The organism is Mesorhizobium sp. P2_A8, from assembly GCF_056404935.1.
The window spans coordinates 145,987-165,938 of record NZ_JBFUDB010000010.1 but is presented as its reverse complement, the minus strand read 5'-3'; the positions used below and the strand labels follow the sequence as shown (position 1 = coordinate 165,938).

Below are 19,952 nucleotides of genomic sequence, written 5' to 3'. Positions count from 1 at the left end.
AGTCGCATCGACTTTTCGAAAGGACATTGCACCAAACCAGATTGCTACAGTGTCCGATGCGCGTCCGAAAGGCCGCGCGGCACCGCAGGTGGCTCTATTTCTGCCGGAGCCACTTCAGCACTTCCATGCTCGGATAGCCGTCCTGGGTCAAGCCGGCCTGGGCCTGGAAGGCCATGATGGCGGTTTTCGAGCCGTCGCCGATCTTGCCGTCGAACTTGCCGTCGTAAAGGCCGTGCTGCGAAAGCCGTTTCTGCAGTTCCTGCCTTTCCTCGAAAGTGAGCTTGGTGAAAGGCCGCTTCCAGTCCTGCACGAGTCCGCTGGAGCCGGCGATTTCGTCAGCGAGAAGGCCGACGGCAAGGGCATATTTGTCGGCATTGTTGTAGGCTTTGATGACCGAGAAATTCTTGATCATCAGGAAGGCTGGCCCGCTGCGGCCGTCCGGCACCTTCAGCGTCGCCTTGTCGCCACCGTTCTTGAACGGCTTGCCGTTGGCCCTGACGACGCCGAGCGCCTGCCATTGCGACAGCGTCTTGGAGCCGCCGGGAAGTTTGCCGGCAGGCAAGGTGACCTCATAGCCCCAGGTCTTGCCTGCCTGCCAGCCATTCTTCTTCAGCAAATTGGCGGCCGTTCCCAGCGCGTCGGGGATCGAATTCCAGATGTCGCGCTTGCCGTTGCCGTCCATGTCGACGGCATAGTGCAGATAGCTGGTCGGGATGAACTGGGTGTGGCCCATGGCGCCGGCCCAGGATCCGCTCAGATGGCTTTCGTCGATATCACCCGTCTGCAGGATCTTCAGCGCGGCGATCAGCTGGGTGCGGGCGAATTTCGCCCGCTTCGGATCGGCATAGGCCAAGGTCGCCAGCGAGCGCACGACATTGCGCATTATGTCGTCGCGTTTGAGGATTTCGCCATAGTTCGATTCCATCGACCAGATGGCGAGCAGAATGTAGCGGTCGACGCCGAACCTGGCTTCGATCCTGTCCAGCCATGGCTTCCATTTCTTGGCCATTTGCTGGCCGACGGCGACAGACTGGTCATGGACGCGGTTGTCGAAATAGTCCCATGCAGGCGCGGTGAATTCAGGCTGCGTGCGTGCCTTTTCCAGCACCACCGGGTCAATATCCTTGATATCTCTGAAGGCCTGATCGTAGAGCGCTCCGGAAACGCCGCTCTGCACGGCGGTGGCGCGGAAGCCGGCGACCCATTGCCGGAAACCGGCATCTGCGAACGCCGGGCCGGAAGGCATCAGCAGAGCGAGCGAGAGGCTGGCTGCCGCGATGACGCTGGTAAAACGTTTTGCGGCATTGCGAACGGACATCTTTTCCTCCTTCTCTGTGTCAGGAAAGACCATTCATCGCCGAACCAGGTTAGGAATTAGTTTACCATAGGTGCCGCCGGGAACGAAAAGACGCCTCAAAGCTTTACCGGTGAACGTTCCCCCCTTCAGTCGTCCAGTAATCCTCAATTTCGGCGTGAAAATGTCTTGAAACGGGGATTGCGGAGCAGGCCATCAAACGGATAATTGACAGTATGAAGAGAGTTCGCAAGGCAGTCTTCCCGGTCGCCGGTCTTGGCACGCGGTTTCTCCCGGCCACCAAGGCCATCCCCAAGGAAATGCTGACCGTCGTCGACCGGCCAGTGATCCAGTATGTGGTGGATGAAGCGCGCGAGGCCGGCATCGAGCATTTCATCTTCGTCACCGGCCGCAACAAGGCCGTCATCGAGGACCATTTCGACGTCCAGTTCGAGCTCTATGACACGCTGGCCCAGCGCGGCAAGGACGACCAGCTTGCACGCCTGCAACGGCTGCAGCCGGCGCCGGGGCAGACCAGTTTCACCCGCCAGCAGGTGCCGATGGGGCTCGGCCATGCCGTCTGGTGCGCGCGCGAACTGGTCGGCGACGAACCCTTCGCCCTTTTGTTGCCCGACATGATCATGCAGTCGGAAAAGAGCTGCATGAGGGAGATGGTCGAGCTTTACCAGGAAACCGGCAACAACATCATCGCGGTGCAGGAATGCGACCCGGCTGAAGCCCACAAGTATGGCATCGTCGGCCGTGGCGAGGACACGCATCATGGTTTCCGCATCACCGAGATGGTGGAAAAGCCGAAGACCGGCACCGCACCGTCCAATCTTTACATCAACGGCCGCTACATCCTGCAGCCTGAGATCTTCAAGATCCTCGAAGGCCAGGAAAAGGGCGCCGGCAACGAGATCCAGCTCACCGACGCGATGCTGAAGCTGGAAAAGCTGCAGCCCTTCTTTGGCTACCACTATCAGGGCCGCACTTTCGATTGCGGATCGCCGGAAGGCTTTGTCGAGGCCAATGTCGCCTTCGCGCTGTGGCGCAGCGACATGAACGAGAACATGGCCGGCGTCATCCGCACGCTTCTCGACGAACTGAAGCCGTCGGAGCGTCGCGGCGCCGCCTTCTAGGATAGGCGTGGATCAGCGCTGCACCTTCACGCCCAGGAAGATGCTGTTGGCTGTGTAGTCGCGGCCCGGCAGATTGCTGGTCAGTTTCTCGGTCCTGACCCGGGTGGTCAAGCCGGCATAGCGGTTCAGCCACCACGTCAGGCCAGCCTCGGCGCTTAGAGTCATGTCGTGGCCGTCGACGCCGATGTAGTCGCGCCAGTCGAGGCCCAGAGCAGCATTTCCGGTGAGGTTGGCGCGAATCTGCCGTTCGCCCGTCAAGCGGCCTGAGTAGAGGATATCGCCGCTTTCATCGGCGGTGGTCGTGGGCTCGACGGTGGTCTGGCCGGTCAGGCCGATCGTGGTGCCGCGTTCGGGCGACCATTTGAGATCGGCGTTGACGGTGGCGCCTGAAATCGCCTCCAGACTGCTGTCGTCGATCGCCTCCCTTAGCCAGCCGGCGGAGAACTCGCCGGAGAGCTTCTCGCCCATGTCGAGTTCAAGGCCTGCGCGGGCACCGAGCCGCGTCGAGGAGCGCTCGAAACCCTCGTCGTCGACGCGTTGATCATAGGCCCGGCGACCGACCTCGATTTCAGTGAAAGGGGTGATGGCCGGCGAGATTTCGTAGCCGGTGCGCAAGGTCGCTGTGTAGAGCGTGGAGTCGCGATCCTTCTGCGACAGCGAGGTGCCGTCCGAAAGCTTGGCGTCGCCATAGAAGTCGTGCGTCACCGCGCCGGTCAACGCATAGCGCATCTTGCCGGCGTCCTTTTCGATGCCGAGGCTGCCATTGACGGTCTGCCGCAGGGGCTGCGTGTCGACGCCGGCAATGGCGTCCGGCGAGGAGGCCGATTCCGGTACGGCCTCGTAGCCGAGCTTGGCGATGGCGCGCAACTCGTTGTCGAGGTCGACGTTGAGCTGGCCCTCGATGCGGCCCTGCTCATTGTGAACCGAATAGCCCGACACGGTCTCGCGGAAAAGGCCATAGCCATCGATCGTCGCCGAGTTCTCGCTCCAGTCGGAGGCGGCGGAAAAGCGCAGTGCCGTCTCGGACAGCAGCGCCGACTTGCCGGCATTGCTCGAATCGCCGTTCGACGTTGCGGTGAGGCCCTGTTCGATGGTCGGCCGGATGACGAACGAACCCCATTTGACGCCGGTGGCGGCAAAGGGATCGTCCTCGACCTTCGTCTTCTGGCCTTCGATGGAGGCGGTGCGTTCGGCGCCCGGGTCGAGCTTCTGCCGGTCAACGCTGTCGATGGTGACGGCACGGCGGTTGGCTGCGCCCTGATCCGCGTCATTGCCGTCGGCATCTTCCGTCGTAGACGCGGCGGTGTCCGTGGTCGCAGAAGGGCCCGTCGTTGCGGTTGTCGACTTTTTCTTCTTCGACTTGTCGGCGGCTTTGTCCTTGGCCTGATCCGCCGCATTTCGGCTGGCAGTTGATGGCCGGCGGCGGGGCTTTGGCGGTGCCGGGGTGTCGGCGGAGGTATCGTCGGTGGCAGCCGGCGGATCAAACACGCTGCCGGTCGCCGCCGCGTCGTTGGTGTCCGTGTCGTCAGGCACGGCGCCGGCGCTGGCCGGCAGGTAGGTTCGTGCCGGCGCATTGTCCTGCGCGGCATCGGCCGGCGCCTGCTGGCCTTGGGCTGCCAGGGCGAGCTGTCGCGCCTTGCGCTGCTGATCGGACAGGATCGCCGATTCGGAGACCTCGCCACGCAGTTCCGTTTCCTGGGCACGGAGCGCCTGCGGGCGCAGCAAGGCAAGCATGCTGGTCGCCAGCAGCAGGGCCCACGCGGCCTTGCTCTTTCGTCCTCTTGATTTTCTTGGCTGAACCCCGGACATCGCCACCACTGCTCGCGCGGCGCACGCGCGCCATACTTACCGAACCGTAAACGGGGATGGTTAACGGAGGGTTGAGGCGGGCGGTCACGTCAGGGGCCCCAAGCGCCAATTTCCAAGGGGGTTCATACCGCGTGCGGCAAGCTTTTTGTCCTCTTGCTTGTCGCTGTCCCGAACCACCGCGGACAGTTGGGCGACGTGCGTGGGGCCATTTCTGTTGGACAGGCGGGCGGCAACACGCTAATCGCATCAGCCATGCATGCGGGATCCTTGGATAAGAAGCCTTTGAACAGGCAAGCGTCGATCGCTTCGGCGCTGAGAACGGTGGTAACCGAGCAGGCCGGTATCGCGGCCCTTGCCGAGGCGCTCGAGAACGGACTGGCCGGGCCTTTTGCCCATGCCGTCGACATGATCTCGAAGATCGAAGGCCGGCTCATCGTCACCGGCGTCGGCAAAAGCGGCCATATCGGTTCGAAGATCGCGGCGACGCTGGCCTCGACCGGCACGCCTGCCTTTTTCGTGCATCCCGTCGAGGCCAATCACGGCGATCTCGGCATGATTGCCAGGGATGACGCCATCATCGCCATGTCGTGGTCGGGCGAGAGCAAGGAGATGATGGGGATCGTCGCCTATTCCAGGCGCTTTTCCATTCCGCTTATCGCCATCACTGCCGGAGAGACATCGGCACTGGCGCGCGCGGCTGACGTCGTGCTGCTGCTGCCGCGCGCAGCGGAGGCCTGCCCGCACGGGCTGGCGCCGACGACCTCGACGCTGCTGCAACTGGTCATCGGCGATGCGCTGGCGATCGCCCTGCTCGAAGCGCGGGGTTTCACGCCGGACCATTTCCGCACCTTCCACCCGGGTGGCCAGCTCGGCGCCAACCTGACCCTGGTTTCCGAGATCATGAGGGTTGGCGATCAGATGCCGCTAGCCGCGCTGGGCACCAAGATGCCGGAAGCGGTCATGACGCTGTCGCAGAAGAAGGTCGGCTGCGTCTTGATCGTCGACACAAACGGCGAACTGGTCGGCATCATCACCGACGGCGATGTGGCCCGCAACCTCCACCGCAACCTAGCCAACGTCATCGTCGACGACATTATGACCCGCACGCCCAAGACGATCGATCCACAGACGCTTGCCGGTACGGCGATCGCGCTTCTCAATGAGTACAATATCGGCGCGCTGGTGGTGACCAAAAACAACATGCCGTTGGGCGTGGTTCATTTCCACGATCTGCTGCGTATCGGCGCGGCCTGAGCGTTCAGACAGGCTCCACGGTCAATTCCAGATCCGTGTCGGCAGCGGCCGTCACCCGCACTTGCGTGCCGGCCGGCAGGTCCGGGCCGGAGACACGCCACAACGTATCGCCCAGCTTGATGCGGCCACGCCCGTCCCGGATCGGTTCGGCAAGTGTCGCCATCCTGCCGACCATCTGCGCGCCGCGCCGGTTGAGCAGCGGCTGATCGGTCGGATCATTGCGCCCGCCGACCAGTTTCTTACCGGCATAGGCCGACACAACAGACAATGCCAGAAAGGCAAGGACCTGGATCTGCCAGGTCCAGAAACCGGCGTCCCAGATCAGCAGCGATACCGCGCCGATGATCAATGCGGCGATGCCTATCCACAGCATGAAAATGCCGGGGGCGATGACTTCCATCACCAGCAGCACGAAGCCCAGAACCATCCAGCTCCAAGGGCCGAGTTCGGAAACGATGCGGTCGATCATGGTTATTATCTCAGTTGTCGGTTGGCCGTACGACCGGCGGACGCGCGGCCTGCCTCTGCGCGCCTGTCGTGCCTTCGCTGCGGAAGACTTCCTTGGCGATCTCGCCGATACCGCCAAGCGTGCCGATCAGCGACGAGGCTTCCATCGGCATCAGCACGATCTTGCTGTTGGTGGCCGTGCCGATCTTGCCAAGTGCTTCGGTGTACTTCAGCGCCACGAAGTAGTTCAGCGCCTGCACGTCGCCCTTGGAGATCGCTTCCGACACCACTTGCGTGGCGCGCGCTTCGGCTTCAGCCGAACGCTCGCGCGCCTCGGCGTCGCGGAAAGCGGCTTCCTTGCGGCCTTCGGCTTCGAGGATCTGCGACTGCTTGAGGCCCTCGGCGGCGAGGATCTGGGCACGCTTGTTGCGCTCTGCGGTCATCTGCCGGCCCATCGATTCGATGAGGTTGGCCGGCGGGTTGATGTCCTTGATCTCGACGCGGGTGATCTTGATACCCCACGGATGGGCCGCTTCGTCGACGACACGCAACAGGCGCTCGTTGATGGCGTCGCGGTTCGACAACAGTTCGTCGAGGTCCATCGAGCCCATGACGGTACGGATGTTGGTCATCGTCAGGTTGAGGATGGCGTTCTGCAAGCCGGAAACCTGGTAGGCGGCCTGCGCCGCATTGAGGATCTGGAAAAATGCGATGCCGTCGACACCGACAATGGCGTTGTCGCGGGTGATGATCTCCTGGCTCGGAACGTCGAGCACCTGCTCCATCATGTTCATCTTGGCGCCGATGCGGTCGACGAAAGGCATGATGAGATTGAGGCCGGGGCTCAGTGTCTTGGTGTAACGGCCAAAACGTTCGACCGTATAGTTATAGCCTTGTGGAATTGTCTTGATGCCTTTGAACAGCACCAGCACGACAAGCGCGACCAGAACAATGACCGCAATATCGAAACCACTGAAATCCATTTGGCTCTCCCTCAGAGGCAGGCCGCGAAAGCCATTCTCGCGCAGCCGGCTTCACCAAAGACTTAAGTGTGTTTCAGTAGCGTTACAATCAGGTGATGATGGATTGTTTGTGGGTTTGCACTCAGCGGTTGAAGGCAAACAACTCTGCATCCGAATCGTGAAGTCCGCAGATCGAGGCCGAAATCATCTCGGAAGCGATTTGGGAGAATGTGATGCCATTGCCGCCGTAACCCATGACTGCATGGATGCGCGGATGCCTGGGAAGCGCGCCGATATAGGGCAGGCCGGTTGTCGTGGTGCCGAACGATCCGGTCCAGGCGAATTCGGGCCTGACGTCGAGATGCGGAAACAGCCGGCCAAGTTTTTCGGCAATGCGTGCACTCTTGTCGGCGATCAAGTTGTCGCGCCGCGTCTCGTCGACGAAATCCTCGTCCTCGCCGCCGCAGACGACCCGGCCGTCGGCCGTCGCGCGCATATAGAGGTAGGGATCGGAGGCTTCCCAGATGAAGGCAGCATCGGGCCAGATCTTTCGCGATTGTGGGCGTGTCGCGATCGCCCATGTCGAGATGATCCGGTGGGCCGCGGCCGGCACGATGTCGACCAGCTCGTAGCCGGTGGCCAGAACAACATGCCGTGCGGTGATGGTCGGACCATCCCTGGTCGCGACGACCACCTCGTCGGCACTGTCCTCGATCGCCGTCGCTTCGGCAGGCGTGTAAAACCGGGCCTTGCGCCCCAGGGCCTTCAGCAACAAGCCAGCCGTCAGCTTACGCGGGTCGAGCGCGATGTTGCCATGGCTGAGGATGGCGCCGTCGCGGTCGATGCCGAATGTCTCTGCCAGCGGTGCTGATGTGAGATAGGTCGCGGCGATGCCTGCTTGCCGACGCGCGTCGACCTCGTCCCGGAGTTCCGATGGGCCCAGCGCTGTGCCGGCCAAATAGAGCGATGGGGTGCGGCTCAGGGCGCAATTGATGCCGAGTTCGGGAATGCGGGCAGAGAGGTTGGAAACGGCCAGCCGCGAGCGTCGCCATGCCTGCTCCGCCGAGGCTCTGCCGACCATCTTCGAGAGCATCGATAGCGGCTGGTCGATTTCGAACTGCACCAGTGCGGTGGTTGCCGAGGTCGAGCCTTTCAACGGGCCGCGGCGGTCGATGCAGATCACCGCATGGCCATCGGCCGTGAGCGCCTCGGCCATCATGGCGCCGCTGATGCCCATGCCGATGATCAGCACGTCGGCCTTTGCGTCACGGGTGAGCGTGATTGTGTGCACCGCAGGCGCGCGATAGGCGGACCAGACGGGCCGGCCAGTTCTGAGGTCGAGTTTGCGAGGCATCAAGTTCTCCGGAGGTGCTGCTCAACGCCCCGGAGCTTGTGTTGTTCCGGCCTCAGGCCCAGCCGGACAGTTCACGCCGCACCATCGCCTCGATCACCGCCATGCCCTCGGCGCTGTCGTTGAGGCAAGGGATATGGGCAAAGTTCTTGCCACCGGCATGATGGAAGGTCTCGGCCGCCTCGCGGCCGATCTCGTCCAGCGTCTCGATACAGTCGACCGAAAAACCGGGATTGACGATGGCGATCGACTTGACGCCGTCCCTGGCCAGCTTCTCGACGGTCTTGTCGGTGTAGGGCTGCAGCCATTCCTGCGCGCCGAAGCGCGACTGGAAGGTGATGATCAGTTTCTTGTCATCCCAGCCGAGCCGTTCTCGCAACAGCCGCGTCGTTTTCTGGCAGTGGCAATGATAGGGGTCGCCCTTCTCGAAATAGGGTTTTGGGATGCCGTGAAAGGAGGCAACGACAACTTCCGGTTCGAAATCCAGCGTGGTCAGATGCCGCTCGATCGAACGCGCCAGCGCTTCGATATAGACCGGTTCGTCGTAGTAAGGGGGCACGCTGCGGATGGCCGGTGCGCGGCGCATCTTCATCAGGGCACGAAACAGCTGGTCGTTGGCGGTTGCCGTGGTCGTCGCCGAATACTGCGGATAGAGCGGGAAGGACAGAATGCGGTCGCAGCCTTTGTCGACCAGCGCCTGGGCCACGCTCGCGGTCGAAGGATTGCCGTAGCGCATCGCCCAGTCGACGACGACATCGGGCAGATCGCGTAGCGCCTCGGCCAGCTTTTCGCCCTGTGCGCGGGTGTAGGTGCGCAGCGGCGACTCGTTCCTTTCCCGGTTCCAGATCCTGGCGTAGTTGGCGCCTGACTTCTTCGGCCGGGTGGTGAGCACCACGCCGTAGAGGATCGGATACCAGATTGCCTTGTTGAGCTCGATCACGCGTGGATCGGACAGGAATTCCCGGAGATAGCGCCACATTGGCTTGAAATCGGTGCCGTCCGGCGTGCCGAGGTTGACCAGCATGACGCCGATCTTGCCAGCCTTAACCGGCGGATGGCCGGCCGGCAACGGGCCGACGGCCTTCGCGGCTTTGGGATCGACAGGGGTCGAAAGCGTCATAAGGGTTCTCCAGGAGACGCGAACCTAACCATCTTGCGCGCGCTTTCAATGCAGCGTCTGGCCGCACCTTAGCCTGAAAGCAGAAAACCCGCCCGGTTTCCCGGGCGGGTGCTGTCGTCGAAAGGGGTGAAGCGAGGCTATTTCGCTGGGATGGTGAGCGTCGCGCCAAGCGCAAGGCGGTGAGGCCTTTGACCCTTGTTTGCCTCATAGATCAGTTTCCACTTGGTCGCGTCGCCATAGGCCTTCTTTGCCAGATCCCAATAGGTATCGCCGGCAACGATGACATGGCTGCTTTCGGCCGGTGCGGCCTCGGCGGGCTTTGTCGGTTCGGCAGGAGCTGGTGCTGCTTCGGCCGGTTTCGCTGGCGCGGCAGGTGCAGCGGGCGGCGTGGGCGCTGTCTCTGTCGATATGGCAGGTGGTGTGTTGGCGATATCGCCCGAGTTGGCGGGCAGTTCGGGCATAGGCGCCGCCTCCGCGGGCTTTGCCGGTTCCGCGGGTGCGGGCGCCGGGGTTGCCGGTGCTGCTTCTGCAGGCTTGGCTGGTTCAGCGGCCGGCGCGGCTGGCGCCGCCGCGACGGTCGCGGCGATCTCAGTGATGCGGCCGTCGAGTTTCGGCGTGTAGGGCCGGTGCGCGCCGAGATAGTCGGCAACCACCTGTTCGAGGCCCGGACCGTAGTCATAGGCATTCTTGGCCTTGTCGGCGAAGATCTTGTAACCGTCGCCGCCCTGGCGGACGTAGTTGTTGGTGGCAACCAGGTAGTCCTTGTCCGGATTGATCGGCGCCCAGGCGCCGCCTTCCATCACTTCCACCGACTTGACGCGGCCGGCGTTGGGGGCGACGGATTTGTCGAAGGAATATTTCAGGCCGGCGACCTGCGGGAAGCGACCTGCGCCGTCCTCGATCTGGCTGAGGCCGCTCTCGAGGCCGGCCACCAGGTCCTTGCCGGAAATCTGGAAGGTCGCCAGCGTGTTCTGGAACGGCAGCACGGTCAGCACCTCACCCATGGTGACAGTGCCCTTGTCGATCGAGGCACGCAGGCCGCCGCCATTGGAGATGACGATCTCGACGCCCTGACCCTTGACGCGGTCGAGTATGGCGTCGGAGACGAGGTTGCCCATCGCGCATTCGCGGGTGCGGCAGCTCTCGCGGCTGCCGTCGATGACGTCGGTGGTCTCGGCCACTTCCTTGTTCTTCAGAGCCTCGATCGGCGCGCCAAGCTCCTTGATGCGGGCGAGCACTGCCGGGTCGGGGGTGATCGACTTGTCGAGATAGATCGGGTCGCCGCTGGCCGATTTGACGACGCCATTGTCGTCGAACACCACCTTGAACTCGCCGAGATATTTCGAATAGGACGCGGCCTGCACCACCGGCACCTTATAGCCGTCGGGATTGTCGACCATCGTCGGATAGGGGCCTTCCGCCTTCGGGTCGGTGTTCGACAGCAGCGAATGGCTATGGCCGCCGACGACGATGTCGATGCCCGGGATCTTTGCAATGACGTCGCGCTCGCGCCTGTAGCCGATATGGGTCACGGCGATGATCTTGTTGACGCCTTCGCCCTTCAGCTTCTCGACCTCCGCGGTGATCGACTTGACGTCGTCCTCGATGGTGATGTTGGGGCCGGGGGAGGCGAGTTCGGGCGTGTCATTGGTCACCGCGCCGATGATGCCGATCTTCTGGCCGCCGACCTCGACGACGATCGATGGCTTGACGCGGTCGCCGAGCTTGGATTGCGCATTGGCCTTCACATTGGCGCCAAGCACCGGGAACTTGATCATGTCGAGGAACGGCGCCAACGCCGTCTCACCATCGTCGAATTCATGGTTGCCGAGCGCCATGGCGTCGAACTTCATTTCGTTGAGGAACTCGCCTTCGACCTTGCCCTTGTAGGTCGTGTAGAACAGCGATCCCTGGAAATTATCGCCGGCGCTGAGCAGCAGCACGTTCTGGCCTTCCAGCTTCTTGCGTTCCTGAGCGATCGCGGTGATCAGCCTACCCGCGCCGCCTATGCACTCGCCCTTGGTCTCCTCCTCGGCGGAGCAGGTCGACTCATATTTGTTGTTGCCTTCGATGCGGCTGTGCCAGTCGTTGATGTGCAGGATGTTCAACGTGTAGTCGGCAAAGGATGCGCCGGCCGACAGGCCAAGTGCTGAGGCGGACAGGGCGGCAATGGCGGCAAGCTTCTTCATCTTCGTCTCCCGGAAAGCTGATCAGAGGCGTTTAACGCTCTTGCTTGACTGGAACATAACAGTCGGCGTTTTGGCTATGTTCCCATCGCGTTCCGGATGACGCAAGCGGAAATCGGGGGACTTTTGCCGGCATAAAAAAGACGGCGGCCAATTGGCCGCCGTCCTCAGGGAGGTGAATGCCCGCTGGTTCAGGTGCGCCGTGTCAGCACGAAGTTCTGGCCGCTGGAGCTCGTGCAGTTGAGCTGGCTGGTCGACACCATCAGGCAGTTGAAGCTGACCGCGGTCTGGCGGATCAGCGACGTGCCGTTGATCTGCACCGACGTGGCGCCGGTCATGGTGTAGCTGCCATCGGCAAGCTTCTGGCCGGTGTCGGTCGCGACGGTCGTGAAGGTGCCGCTGGCGAAGGTCGAAAGGCCGGTGCCCTTGGCGTCGATCCAGGAGCCTTCGACGCCTTTCGGCGAAGTCGCCATTGGCGGTTCATCGGGGCCGCTGGTCGCACAAGCAGCAAGCCCCACTACAGCAGCAGCTGCAAAGCTCATCGAAAGAATCTTGCGCGCAATGTTCATTTGAAAATCCTCTCCTCAGTCCGCATCCCTTCAATCGCCCGATTTCCGGGCGATTGCAAGGTAATGCAGTATCCCGAGCAGGCCGCTATCGGACGAGGATGTTGCGGAACTGCCACGGGTCGCTCCGGTCGAGGTCTTCCGGGAACAGGCCGGGACGGTTGTCGAGCGGCGTCCAGTCGGTGTAGTAGCCCTTGACCGGTCCGAGATATTGCGACTGCACGTCCAGACAGCGCTTGTAGTCCATCTCGTCGGCTTCGACGATGCCGGCCTCCGGGTTTTCCAGCGCCCAGACCATGCCGGCGAGAACCGCCGAGGTGACCTGCATGCCGGTGGCGTTCTGGTAGGGCGCCAGCTTGCGCGCCTCGGCGAGCGACAGCTGCGAGCCGTACCAATAGGCGTTCTTGTCGTGGCCGTACAGCAGCACGCCAAGTTCGTCGACGCCGTCGACCAGTTCGTTCTCGTCAAGCACGTGGTGCACCGGCTGAGGCTTGCCGGCAGCGCCGAACATCTCGTCCAGGGACAGCACCGCGTCATTGCAGGGATGGTAGGCATAGTGGCAGGTCGGGCGGTATTGAACCTTGCCCTTCCTGGAGCGCACGGTGAAGAAGTCGGCGATCGAGATCGCCTCGTTGTGCGTGACCAGGAAGCCGTATTGCGGCCCTGGCGTCGGGCACCATGAGCGCACGCGCGTGTTGGCGCCGGGCTGCTCAAGATAGATGGCGGCCTTGGAGCCGTGCTTGTGCTTCCTGGCGTTCTTCGGCATCCACGTCTCATGCGTGCCCCAGCCGAGCTCGGCCGGCTGCAGGCCCTCTGAGATGAAGCCTTCGACCGACCAGGTGTTCCAGAACACATCCATCGGCTTGGGTTTCTTGGTGCGCTGGGTGTCGCGCTCGGCGATGTGGATGCCCTTGACGCCGGCCTTCCTCATCAGCTTGGCCCAGCCGTCGCGGTCGTCCTGCGTGGGCTCTGAAAACTCAAGGCCAAGATCGGTGGCGAGGTTGACCAGCGCCTGCTTGACGAACCACGAGACCATGCCGGGATTGGCACCGCAGGTGGAGACCGCCGTCGCGCCGCCGGGCCTGTCGTGCTTTTCCTTGATCATCGCTTCGCGCAGCGCATAATTTGTGCGGCTGGCATTGTCGGCCTTGGCATCGAAATAGAAGCCGAGCCATGGCTCGACGACGGTGTCGATGTAGAGCACGCCGAGCTTGCGGCAAAGCCGCATCAGGTCCACCGAACCAGTGTCGACCGACAGGTTGATGCAAAAGCCCTGCCCGCCGCCATTGGTCAGAAGCGGCGACAGCAGCTTCTTGTAGTTCTTCTCGGTCACCGCTTCCTGGACGAAGGCGATGCCGCGCTCGTCGAGCAGCTTGCGATCGGTGTCGCGCGGGTCGAGGACCGTCATGCGCGACTTGTCGAATTTGAAATGGCGTTCGATCAGCGGCAGCGTTCCCCGGCCGATCGAGCCGAAGCCGATCATCACGACAGGGCCGGTGATCTCACCGTAAACGGGCCAGGTTTCATTCGCCATTTTATCGGACACTCCTTCAAAACCCAGGAAACTGGGAAAACACGCGCAAAACCGGGCATTTTTTGCCCGGCGGCCATGCGCTACATCACAGATCATTGTCACAAACCAGCGAAAAGCGCCAACCAGGGGCTACGCGTCATTGGCCATGTGGTTAAGGACGGCGATCAGCCGGTCGCGGTCTGATGTCAGGCCCTTGTAGTCGAGCTGGGAGAGATCGAGCGCTTCGAGCTGGGCGGCGAAAGACACTGCGAGCTTCGCCCGATCCGGGTGCCGCGCCAGCACGGCGAGTGGGTCGAGATGGATGCGGATAGTGAACAGGATATCGCCTGAGGCCGGCAGTTTGCGCAGCGTCTGCCGCTCGACACGGATGAAGGCATGGGCGCTGACGTCGCCATCCGAAAACCGTGACGGGCGGCTGGTGGCGCGGTCGATGCGCTGCAGGTCGGAGAGCGGATGGTAGAGCGCGTTGTCAGACTGGATCGACCAGTTGTAGCGCTCGACCGCCTGGCCCTGGAGACCGTCGAACATGCGGTTGATCAGTTCGGCCGGGCGGGTGCCCGGCCCGAAACCCGGCACCGGCGCGTGGATCTCCTGCAGCGGCCGGCCGAATTTCTCGACCAGCAGCCAGGATGAGGGAAAGCACAGCGAGCCGGCAACGAGCCGCCAGCCGCTGTCATTGCGGCGCATCAGAATCAGGTCTTCCTGGATGAGCAGCGAGGCCGCGACAAGCGGGGCGTCGGCGAGACCGGACGGGAGTGCGGGATGGTTCGCTGCGCCCACGACCTCGAGGCCTGAACCGGTGCGTCGATAGGTGCCGGGAAACTTCTGCAGCAGATGCATGCCGAGCAATTCGAGGACTTCCTGCTGGGCCTCCCGGGTGCCGTCCTCCTCAACGAAAACCCGCTCGGGGATTTCAGTATAGAGCCGGCGTTTCTCTGCGAGATATGGCAGCAAATGGCCGTCGAGCTCAATCCAGTCTGCCGGACTGAGCGGCTTCAGCCCGATGCTGAAGAGTTTTGACGAGCCGTCATAGGGCGTATGGGTGGGCAGGGCGTGGAGCAAGCTCATGCTTCCCTGAACGTGTCCAGGCCGGCGCCGGTCATCCTCGCCAGGAATTCGGTGACTTCATAGTCGGCGGCGCCTGCCCTGGCGAATGGATCTTGCGCCAGCCTGGCGTCGAGCACCTCGCGCGGACATTGCGCGATGATGATGCCGCCGGTTCTCGGTTTCTTCGGCCCGGAAGCGACGAAGATGCCGTCGGCATAGCAGGCCTTCAGCCATTCGACATGCGCCGCCTGCAAGCGGTCGATCTCGGTCAGCGGCACCTTGTAGTTCAGCGAAACGACGAACATGGCATTCTCCGATCACACCAGCCTTGCGGGAATCAAGCCGCGCAGCGAATTGCCGACAAAGAGCGCCTTGGCCGACTGCAGATCGGCGTAGCTGTAGATCGCTTCGCGGGCGCGGCCTTCATCCAGAAGCTCGGCGCGCAATACGCCAGGCAGCAGGCCGCAGTCGAGCCGTGGCGTCGACAGCACGCCGTCGCCAAGATCGGCGAAGACATTGGTGATGGTGCCTTCGCAGATCTCGCCACGCTCATTGGCCAACAACACCTCGTCGGCCTGGGTGATGAGATATTCGGCGCGGGCATGCGTGTAGAGCTGTCGCCGGCTGGTCTTGTGGTGCAGCAACGTGTCGTGCGAATCGAGTCTCGTCCGCGCCAGCTGCAGAACCCAGACCTTGTCGGCGACGAGCGGTTCATAGGGCTGCGCCGAGGCGGTCACCGAGCCGTCGCGTGACAAAGCAAGGCGCGTGCGCAGCGCCATGCCGGATCCGCTGACCGCATCGCCCAGCACCTCGCCGACCTTTTGCGGATCGCAGGCAAAGCCCAGCTCCGCCGCCGAGCCATAGAGGCGGGCAAGGTGGCGATCGAAGCGCAGGAGGCCTGCGCCGGGTTCCCAGCGCATGGTCTCGATCAGCTGGAAATCGGCGGTGTTCCCGTCGCGAAGCGCGCTTTCAGCAGACACTCCTGGTACTCCTCCTGCGCCGTCGAATCGAAGACGACGCCGCCACCGACATTGTAGACGGCCTCGCCGCCGGAAAAGAGCGAGATGGTGCGGATCGCCACGGAAAAGCGCATCGTGCCACCGGGCGCGATCCAGCCGATGGCGCCACAATAGGCGTCGCGCGGCGTGCCTTCCAGATCGTGCAGGATTTCCATGGCACGGATTTTTGGCGCGCCGGTGATTGAGCCGCACGGAAACAGCGCCGCGAAGATCTGGCGGATGCCCAGACCCGGCAGCAATTTTGCCCTGACGTCGCTCACCATCTGGTGGACGGTCGGATAGGTCTCGATGCGGAACAGCGCCGGCACGTCCAGCGTGCCGACCTCGCTGATCAGCGAGATATCGTTGCGCAGCAGGTCGACGATCATCCGGTTTTCGGCCTGGTTCTTCTCGTCGTTGCGCAGGAAGATCTTCTGCCGCTCATCCTCGGCCTTGGTGGCGCCGCGCGGCGCCGTGCCCTTCATCGGATGCGTCTCGATCATGCCGGCAGTGTCGATCTCGAAGAACAGTTCGGGCGAGCGCGACAGCACGATGGGATCGCCGAGTGCGATCAGTGCGCCATATTTCACCGGCTGGCGTTCGGTCAGCGCATCGAAGGCGGCAAGCGGGTCGCCCGACCATTGCGCATGCACCGGAAAGGTCAGGTTGCCCTGGTAGCAATCGCCTTGCCTGATGTGCTGGTGCAGCCGCGAGAACCGCTTCTCGTAGTCTTCGAGCGACCACGTCGCGCGGGCGTCGAAAATCGGGCCATTGGTCGCCGCTGCATTGCGGGGCGGCACCGCCTCTTCGACCGGCGCTTCGAAAACCCCAAGGCACAGGAGCGGAGCACGACGCCCCTTCGGCAGCAAGGGAACTAGCTTCGGTTCGAGCAGATAGCCCGCCTCATAGGAGAAATAGCCGGCCAGCCATTTGCCGGCGTCGTGCGCGGCTTGCGCCGCCGCCAGCGCTGGCAGGAAATCTTTTGCCTCATGCGCCACGATGATGTCGGCCGGCCGGTCGAAAACGAGCTGGCGCGCGCTTTCGTCGTTGCGGAAAATTGCGGCGGGCAAGGACATGGGACTCTGATGTTGCGGTCAATGAAGCCGTCGACCGCTCTATATGGGGGGCCGCTCGCGCGCAATCGAGGGAACGGCACGCTGCCACTCAAAGCCGACCTCTTGGCCAACCTTGGGGCCAACCTGGGCCGACGTTGCGGGCAAACAACAAACGGCGGCGCCTTGGCACCGCCGTTTATAACCATCTTGCTTCCGCCGCTCAGGTGTTGCTGGCGGTTCCCGCTGTCGGAAACTGCTTGGCGAACTCCGCCTCGTCACCGGCGGCCAGCAGCTTGGCCTGCTCGATCCAGCGTTCGCGGGCGATGCGGCCGTCGAAGTTCATGACATCCTCGATCCGCTTGATATCGGCGGCTGTCCAGGCGGCGATCTGGGCGAAGCTGGTGACGCCTTGTGCCTTGAGCAGCTTCTCGTTGACCGGGCCAATGCCGATCAGCCGGCGCAAATTGTCGGGCTTGGCCGCTGCTGGTTTGGCTGCTTTCGAACTCTTGGCTGCCGAGGTTGCAGCTGCGGGTTTGGCTGGAGCCGTGGCTTTGGCTGCAGGTTTCGTTGCTGCCGGCTTTGGTGCCGCCGATTTGGCTGTGGTGGCCTTGGCAGGGGCGGTCTTCGCGGCCGCCGGTTTGGCCGGTGCAGGCTTTGCGGGGGCAGATTTGGCCGTCGGTGGTGTCGACATCAGGGCCGCGGGCGCCAGGCCTGCCGGCTTTGCCGCACCGGTTCCGGCAGCGGACGTCTGTGCTTCGCGCAGCCGGCGCTCGAGGTCGGCACGGGTCTTGCCGCATGCATCGAGTTCACCGGTCAGGCGGTCGCTGTCGGCGCGCAGCTTGTCGCGCTCGCTGCGTGTGCGGTCTAGGTCGCCGCGCAAGCTGTCGAGCTCGCCGCGCAGGCGTCCCCAGAGGAACCAGCCCACCAACACGCCTACCAGGAACGCCAGGAGCATGTAGAAAAAAGTGCCCATTGTCTCTCTCCAGTCAGATCCGTCTGCCGAGGCATGGGTCCATGACCTTCGGCGAAAGGACTACTCGATGGTGGTTCCGCGGTGCGCAGAACAGCCGGCTTCGATGGAGCTGTCGGCGATCGGCTTTGCTTGCCCATGGCCAACGGCCGTTGTCGCGTTCGCCAAGGCGCCACGGTAGGCCGAGACTTTCCCTCGCCGATCCGCATCCACTCCGGCTGAGCTTGGAGGGAAGGCTATCATAGAGCTTGTGGAAAGCTATCGGAAAACTTCCGCGCAGAGTACTTCAAGAACAAATATTTAGGCCAAAAACAGCCGTCTCCGACATGCATTCCGGCTAGACTGTTCTGCGGACAGATGAGACCTGGAGGCGCGTTTCAAGCGTCGAGTGTTTCCAGCTCGTCGATCAGGCCGCTTATGACGCCAAGCCCGATCTGCCAGAAGGTGGGGTCGGTGGCATCAAGGCCGAAGGGTGCCAGGAGTTCGGAATGATGTTTGGTGCCGCCGGCGCGGAGCATTTCGAAATACTTGTCCTGGAAGCCGCGCTCGGCGTTCTGGTAGACCGCGTAAAGCGAGTTCACCAGGCAGTCGCCGAAAGCATAGGCGTAGACATAGAACGGCGAATGGATGAAGTGCGGAATGTAGGTCCAGAACACCTCGTAGCCTTCGCGCAACTTGATCGCCGGCCCGAGGCTTTCGGCCTGCACTTCCAGCCAGAACTGGCCGAGCCTGTCGGAGGTCAGTTCGCCATTCTTGCGCTCCGCATGCACTTTGCGCTCGAATTCATAGAAGGCGATCTGGCGCACGACCGTGTTGATCATGTCCTCGACCTTCTGGGCGAGCATGGCCTTGCGCTCGCGCCTGTCGGTGGTCTGGTCGAGCAGCGAGCGGAAGGTCAGCATCTCGCCGAAGACGGATGCAGTCTCTGCCAGTGTCAGCGGCGTCGAGGCCATCAGCGCGCCCTGGCCGCTGGCCAGCACCTGATGCACGCCGTGGCCAAGCTCATGCGCCAGCGTCATCACATCGCGTGGCTTGCCCATGTAGTTGAGCAGGACATAGGGATGCGCCGACGGCACGGTCGGATGCGCGAAGGCGCCGGGCGACTTGCCCGGACGCACCGGCGCGTCGATCCAGTTGCGGTCGAAGAAGGTTCGCGCGATCTCCGCCATGTCGGGTGAAAAGCGCTGGTAGGCTGACAGTACGGTGTTCCTGGCCTCGTCCCAGCCGATGATCGCCTGCGGCGTATCCGGCAATGGCGCGTTGCGGTCCCAGTGGTTCATCACCTCCATGCCCAGCCAGCGGGCCTTCATCGCATAATAGCGGTGCGACAGGCGCGGATAGGCGTCGCGAACGGCGGACGCCAGGGCATCGACCACACCGCGCTCGACGCGGTTGGCCAGATGGCGTGAATCGGCGATGTCCTCGAAGCCGCGCCAGCGGTCGGAAATCTCCTTGTCCTTGGTCAGCGTGTTGGTGATCAGCGTGAAGGTGCGCAAATTCTTGCGGAAGGTCGCGGCCAGCGCCTCGGACGCCCGCCGGCGAACCTCGCCGTCGGCATCCTGCAAACGATTCAGCGCCGGTTCCAGCGTCAGCTCCTCGCCGTCGATGTCGAAGCGAAGGTCGGTCATCGTCTCGTCGAACAACCGGTTCCACGCGCCGCGTCCGGTGATCGATTTTTCATGGAACAGCTGCTCGACGCGGTCCTCGAGCTGGTACGGCTTGTCCTTGCGCAGATCGAGCACCCAGGGCCGGTAGTGACCGAACGCGGGATCGGTGGCAAGCGCGCCTTCGATCGCGCCGTCGTCGATCAGGTTGAGTTCGAGCGCGAAGAACAGAAGGTGTGCGCTGGCGTCGGTCATCTTCTCCTGGATGTCGCCATAGAGCTTGGCGCGCTGCGGATCGGCGGTGTTTCCGGCATAAACCAGCCCCGCATAGGAGACGATGCGGCCGATCAGCTCCTCGAGTGCCTCGTAGGCGACAAGCGCCTCGCCCAGCCTGCCGGCGCTGCCGCGCTCGGCCTCGGCGGCCAGCGTGCCCTTCCAGCGGCTCTCGAAGCTGATCGCGTCGGTGGCGGCCTTGGCGATGTCGCGCTTCAGTTCCGGCGCATCCATGCCGGCATAGAGATCGGCCAGGTTCCACTCCGGCAGGTCGCCAAGCTCGGCCGCGCCCTGACCGGACGCCGGCCCCGCCTGCGGCCGAGCAGAAACCATGTGGCCA

At 63.1% G+C, this 19,952-nt stretch carries 17 protein-coding genes; 2 read left to right on the top strand and 15 right to left on the bottom strand.

Annotated elements, in window-relative coordinates; translation table 11 throughout:
- Window positions 1-94: 94 nt before the first annotated feature.
- A complete protein-coding gene (locus AC1D10_RS27975; RefSeq protein WP_477277656.1) occupies window positions 95-1,318 on the bottom strand; it encodes a lytic murein transglycosylase in 1,224 nt (407 codons plus the stop codon).
- Window positions 1,319-1,530: 212 nt separating this feature from the next.
- Between AC1D10_RS27975 and galU the strand changes: the two genes are divergently transcribed.
- Window positions 1,531-2,436 (top strand): UTP--glucose-1-phosphate uridylyltransferase GalU, encoded by a 906-nt coding sequence (gene galU, locus AC1D10_RS27970; protein WP_379102687.1) that lies wholly within the window; start codon window positions 1,531-1,533, stop codon window positions 2,434-2,436.
- 12 nt (window positions 2,437-2,448) lie between these two features.
- Here galU and AC1D10_RS27965 read toward each other — a convergent pair whose 3' ends face one another.
- On the bottom strand, window positions 2,449-4,245 hold the full coding sequence (locus tag AC1D10_RS27965; protein WP_477277653.1) for an outer membrane beta-barrel protein: 1,797 nt from the start codon (window positions 4,243-4,245) through the stop codon (window positions 2,449-2,451).
- A 252-nt stretch (window positions 4,246-4,497) separates the two neighbouring features.
- On the opposite strand from AC1D10_RS27965, the gene AC1D10_RS27960 reads away from it, so the two are divergent.
- A complete protein-coding gene (locus AC1D10_RS27960) occupies window positions 4,498-5,499 on the top strand; it encodes a KpsF/GutQ family sugar-phosphate isomerase (protein ID WP_477277651.1) in 1,002 nt (333 codons plus the stop codon).
- Window positions 5,500-5,503: 4 nt separating this feature from the next.
- Here AC1D10_RS27960 and AC1D10_RS27955 read toward each other — a convergent pair whose 3' ends face one another.
- The 13 genes from AC1D10_RS27955 to AC1D10_RS27895 form a co-directional block, all read right to left on the bottom strand.
- Window positions 5,504-5,968 (bottom strand): NfeD family protein, encoded by a 465-nt coding sequence (locus tag AC1D10_RS27955; RefSeq protein ID WP_477277649.1) that lies wholly within the window; start codon window positions 5,966-5,968, stop codon window positions 5,504-5,506.
- Window positions 5,969-5,978: 10 nt separating this feature from the next.
- Window positions 5,979-6,929: an SPFH domain-containing protein gene (locus tag AC1D10_RS27950; protein WP_477277647.1), complete on the bottom strand. Its 951-nt coding sequence runs from the start codon at window positions 6,927-6,929 to the stop codon at window positions 5,979-5,981.
- Between the two features lie 121 nt (window positions 6,930-7,050).
- Window positions 7,051-8,262 carry an NAD(P)/FAD-dependent oxidoreductase gene (locus tag AC1D10_RS27945; protein WP_477277645.1) on the bottom strand — a complete coding sequence of 404 codons (1,212 nt, stop codon included), beginning with the start codon at window positions 8,260-8,262 and terminating at the stop codon, window positions 7,051-7,053.
- 52 nt (window positions 8,263-8,314) lie between these two features.
- The gene (gene hemH, locus AC1D10_RS27940) at window positions 8,315-9,379 is read right to left on the bottom strand and encodes a ferrochelatase (protein ID WP_477277643.1); all 1,065 of its coding nucleotides are present in this window, start codon (window positions 9,377-9,379) and stop codon (window positions 8,315-8,317) included.
- Between the two features lie 137 nt (window positions 9,380-9,516).
- Window positions 9,517-11,568 (bottom strand): 5'-nucleotidase C-terminal domain-containing protein, encoded by a 2,052-nt coding sequence (locus AC1D10_RS27935; RefSeq protein WP_477277641.1) that lies wholly within the window; start codon window positions 11,566-11,568, stop codon window positions 9,517-9,519.
- A gap of 188 nt (window positions 11,569-11,756) precedes the next feature.
- Window positions 11,757-12,134, bottom strand: coding sequence for an outer membrane lipoprotein Omp10 (omp10, locus tag AC1D10_RS27930; RefSeq protein WP_477277639.1), 378 nt, complete (start codon window positions 12,132-12,134; stop codon window positions 11,757-11,759).
- 85 nt (window positions 12,135-12,219) lie between these two features.
- Complete coding sequence (locus AC1D10_RS27925; RefSeq protein WP_477277637.1) at window positions 12,220-13,665, bottom strand: homospermidine synthase; 1,446 nt, start codon at window positions 13,663-13,665, stop codon at window positions 12,220-12,222.
- 129 nt (window positions 13,666-13,794) lie between these two features.
- Window positions 13,795-14,733: a heme-dependent oxidative N-demethylase family protein gene (locus tag AC1D10_RS27920; protein ID WP_477277635.1), complete on the bottom strand. Its 939-nt coding sequence runs from the start codon at window positions 14,731-14,733 to the stop codon at window positions 13,795-13,797.
- Entirely contained in the window at window positions 14,730-15,017 is a 288-nt protein-coding gene (locus AC1D10_RS27915) for a YciI family protein (protein WP_477277633.1), read from the bottom strand. Before AC1D10_RS27915 ends, AC1D10_RS27920 begins: the two co-directional genes overlap by 4 nt.
- 12 nt (window positions 15,018-15,029) lie before the next feature.
- Window positions 15,030-15,692 carry an aminotransferase class IV family protein gene (locus AC1D10_RS27910; RefSeq protein ID WP_477277631.1) on the bottom strand — a complete coding sequence of 221 codons (663 nt, stop codon included), beginning with the start codon at window positions 15,690-15,692 and terminating at the stop codon, window positions 15,030-15,032.
- On the bottom strand, window positions 15,641-16,786 hold the full coding sequence (locus tag AC1D10_RS27905; RefSeq protein WP_477277629.1) for an aminodeoxychorismate synthase component I: 1,146 nt from the start codon (window positions 16,784-16,786) through the stop codon (window positions 15,641-15,643). Before AC1D10_RS27905 ends, AC1D10_RS27910 begins: the two co-directional genes overlap by 52 nt.
- A gap of 199 nt (window positions 16,787-16,985) precedes the next feature.
- The gene (locus AC1D10_RS27900) at window positions 16,986-17,738 is read right to left on the bottom strand and encodes a proton-conducting membrane transporter (protein ID WP_477277627.1); all 753 of its coding nucleotides are present in this window, start codon (window positions 17,736-17,738) and stop codon (window positions 16,986-16,988) included.
- 374 nt (window positions 17,739-18,112) lie between these two features.
- Window positions 18,113-19,945, bottom strand: a complete 1,833-nt coding sequence (locus tag AC1D10_RS27895; RefSeq protein ID WP_477278143.1) for a M3 family oligoendopeptidase — start codon at window positions 19,943-19,945, stop codon at window positions 18,113-18,115.
- Window positions 19,946-19,952: the final 7 nt, after the last annotated feature.